The organism is Mycobacterium sp. (genome assembly GCF_032162605.1).
GTDB lineage: Bacteria > Actinomycetota > Actinomycetes > Mycobacteriales > Mycobacteriaceae > Mycobacterium.
On sequence record NZ_JAVROT010000356.1, the window covers coordinates 1 to 3,547 of the forward strand.

Below are 3,547 nucleotides of genomic sequence, written 5' to 3' on the forward strand. Positions count from 1 at the left end.
GACGCAACCGGCACCGAGACGATTCTGAGGACCGGCGAGCGTTACCACCTGGATCCGGAGCAAGTGACCGTCGACCTGTGGGACCTCAACGACGCGATCGAGCGTGCCAGCATCGCCCTCGACCCAACCGCCCATATCGCGGCGTTACGCGAGGTCATCGCCCTGCACACCGGAGTTGTCGCCGACGGAAACAGCTGGCTATGGCTGCACCCGCACCGCGAAGCCACCCGCCGGCGCCTCCTCGACGCGTACGTCGCCCTCGCCGACACCGAACCCGACCCGCAGAACGCCCTGGCCCACATCCAGGACGCCATCAGCCTCGACCCCTACAACGAGGACGTCTACCAACGCGCCATGCGCCTGCACGCCCTACTCGGCAACACCGAAGGCATCCGCCGCACCCTACGCGCCCTATCCGAGCGGCTCACCGAACTCGAGATCCGGGTGTCCCCCCAGACCCAACAGGTCGCGACCGACCTGATTGGCCGCGTCGACGCCCGCCGCCGGATCGCCGGCACGGCCGCCTGACCGCCAAGATCCGAAACAGGAAAGGCCAGAGTCAGATGAGTGCCGCCACCATTGACCTTGCCGCCGCCCTGATCGGCGGCGTCATCGGCGCCGGCATACCGACGGCCGCTCACCACCTGTCCGACAGCCCCGACACCGCCACACGTGCGGAGCCGCCGACAGCCCCCACACCCGAGACAGGCCGACGCCCTCACCGACGCCAGCGGCAATGGCCGGAGACAGTCGCCACCGCGACTATCACCGCGATCATGCTCGCCGTCCTCACCGCCCGCCTGCGCCACGACCTCCTGCTGCCCGCCACCGCGATCACCACCGTCCTCGCGATCACCGCGGCAAGCGTCGATCTGCAGTGCCGGCGACTCCCCGACACCCTCGTGCTGACCGGCGCCGTCCTCAGCCTCGTCAGCGTGATCACGGCGGCCATGTTCACACAAGACGTTCACCGGCTCGTACGTACCATCACCGGCACCATCGCCGTCACCGCCGGCCTGTTCATCCTCGCGATCGTCACCGGCGGGCTCGGCATGGGCGACGTCAAAGCAGGCATGTGGATGTCCGTCCTGGCCGGCTGGCACAGCCCCACCGCCCTCATCGTTGCCGCCATCGCACCGTTTCTGATCCAGGGCGCGCTCGCGGCGCCGCTGCTGCTCACCCGCCGCGCCACCCGACGATCAGAACTGCCGTTCGGCCCCGCGCTGGTCCTCGCCGGCCTCGGCGCGCTCCTGCTGACGACCTGACCCGCCCCACCAATCCCTACCCGCGTACGTCAACCTGTGGAGTCCACCGATGAATCTGCCTGACTTTGACGACCTCCGACCTGGTGTTCGGCTACTCCTCACCGTCCGTCCGGAGAACGCCATTCCGGATGACATCGCCGGCCCGCTTATCGACCACGGGCGTGCCTGCAACGACCTCGCCACCGCCCTCGCCGCGGCGCTACTCGACAAAGACCGGTTGATCGACCAAGAACAACGCGCCAGCTACGACAGCGGCAAGAACGTTGAAGGACAGACAATTCAAGCCCTGTTCGACATCAACCATGAATGCATCGAGCAGCTCAGCGCCCTCTACGCCGACACCGCCGCCCAGTACGCCGTCGACGCCATCGAAGCCGCAGGACAGGCCCACCGAAGGCAACCACTGACTCCGTCAGCGCCGCGGCCCATCACCGCGACCGACCTCATCCTGCTCCCCGAAATCCACCTACCGCTCATCCAGATTGACGTCAGCACAATCGCCAAACCGAAGCTCCAGCACCGTGCCCAGGTGGAAAACCGCGGCATCGTCGAAGGTCACCGTCTGCTCCATGCGGCGATAGCCGAAGCGCGCAAGCCAGAGAACCAGAAGAGCGGGCCAACACCAGCAGAGCGATGCGTCCTCGAACCCGAACTCGGCGCCGCCCTGCACAACTACGCCGCAGCGTGTATCGAAGCCCTCACGATCCTGACCAGCCGTGGCTGACGCCGCCACGCGACCGGAGGGGATCTCCCGGCCGTCGACTCTCGAACCCGCACTCTGCCACGAACAGGTTCGCGGTCAAGGCTCGCGGCCTCACGGCGACCCGCACCCGCAGACGCGCGTGGGCGTCCGGGTCTACGTGGCATTGGGCGTTGGTCGGCCGTGGGCATCGGTAGTCGGCCGGCCGTGGGCCCGTACACCTCAGGCTGGCGGCCCGCAGAGGAGCGGAGGTAGGCCGGTGATTAACACAACTCCCATGCTGAAGTGCGGTTTCGATGACCGTCACCACCCCGACCGGGCCTCCGGTGCCGCCGTACCGGTGCCTCCGGGGGCGAGGTTGCATGGACCCGTGCGAGCGTCCAAGCGAGAGCAGTAGGATGCCCGCCCATTCGACTGTCGAGCAGGTCGCCGGGCGTCCTCCGTTCGCCGGCTCCCCGATCTGGCTTGCCGCGTCGGTGATCCGGAGTGGTGGCTCGCTGACGACGTGCGAGACCCCGGTGGACAAGGCGCGCACGGACAAGGCGAAGAGGCTGTGCCGGGCATGCCAGCCACAGTGGGAGGTTTGGACTGGGCGTTGGAGATCAGGCAGGCGTGGGGTGTACGGGGCTACGGCGAAGCCAAACGGCGGACAGCTACACCACGACCACCAAGGCCACGGCCCAGCCCGCCGCGATGAGCACCTCGTACAGCATCCAGGCCAGCAGCAGACGCACCCAGCTGACGTCCACCGCCGGGCGGTCGCCAGGAAGCCCCCAGGGGGCTTGGCTGATCACGCGCGCCTTCACTGCATCAAACATCGACACCTCCGATTGGCGTGCGGCATGGGGTCAGCTATACCCCGACAGCCATCAGGTGGGTCCACCACCTCCGAGCCGGTCAGGGCGCATCCAGCCGGCTATCGCCTACGGTTTCTCTTGCCCCGTCGACGTTCTCGCTCGGCGCGCTGCCGGGCGGCGATCTGCTCGGGGGTCAGCGGGGCGGCGGGAGGTGTCCGGACGGGCTTGCCCGTGTCCGGTGTGCCGAGAGCGGTGGCCGCTTCGTCGAGGCGGCGGCCGATCAGTTGGTTGAGTTCTTCGCGTTCGGTGAGCCCGACGCTCGGGTGGTCGAGTAGGTAAAGCTTGACCAGAGCGCGCAGGTCAAGCTTGGTCGGCCCGTGGTGGGGTGCGGTCATTTCGGCGATCCAGGGGATCACCTCGGCCAGAGCGCGGTCGGCCTCCTCGTTGGAGATCGAGGCGACCGCTTCGGCGGCCGGCATGCCCTTCCCGACCACCCGCCAGGCGCGGATCCGTTCCTCCAGGAGCACGCGGGCGTGGTTGTGCACCATCGGGTGCAGCCGGTCGATCATGGCCGCGACCACCGCGGCATAAAAGTGCGCGCCGGCCGCGCCGGTCAGCCCGCCTGGACCAGGCGCGCTCTCACCAGCAAAAATCCGTGCTGTGGGGGTGCGCAGCTCGGCCTTGCTGGCGAGGATCCGGTCGAGCGCAGCCTTCAGGTCGTCGCGCAGGGCCGCCGGGGCGAGGTCGGCCATCAACTGCCGGGCGCCTGTCAGGGCCTCGTCGAC

At 68.4% G+C, this 3,547-nt stretch carries 5 protein-coding genes; 3 read left to right on the forward strand and 2 right to left on the reverse strand.

Features of this window, described 5'->3' with window-relative positions:
- From QOI01_RS20105 to QOI01_RS20115, 3 genes are all read left to right on the forward strand, one after another.
- Nucleotides 1–528: AfsR/SARP family transcriptional regulator (locus QOI01_RS20105; RefSeq protein WP_526384025.1), on the forward strand; the 528-nt coding region annotated here is incomplete at its 5' end.
- A gap of 35 nt (nucleotides 529–563) precedes the next feature.
- On the forward strand, nucleotides 564–1,265 hold the full coding sequence (locus QOI01_RS20110) for a prepilin peptidase (protein ID WP_526384027.1): 702 nt from the start codon (nucleotides 564–566) through the stop codon (nucleotides 1,263–1,265).
- A 49-nt stretch (nucleotides 1,266–1,314) separates the two neighbouring features.
- On the forward strand, nucleotides 1,315–1,989 hold the full coding sequence (locus QOI01_RS20115; RefSeq protein ID WP_526384029.1) for a hypothetical protein: 675 nt from the start codon (nucleotides 1,315–1,317) through the stop codon (nucleotides 1,987–1,989).
- 629 nt (nucleotides 1,990–2,618) lie between these two features.
- On the opposite strand, the gene QOI01_RS20120 is transcribed toward QOI01_RS20115, so the two are convergent.
- Nucleotides 2,619–2,783 (reverse strand): hypothetical protein, encoded by a 165-nt coding sequence (locus tag QOI01_RS20120; protein WP_526384031.1) that lies wholly within the window; start codon nucleotides 2,781–2,783, stop codon nucleotides 2,619–2,621.
- 98 nt (nucleotides 2,784–2,881) lie between these two features.
- The coding region (locus tag QOI01_RS20125; RefSeq protein WP_526384033.1) for a hypothetical protein at nucleotides 2,882–3,547 on the reverse strand (666 nt) is incomplete at its 5' end.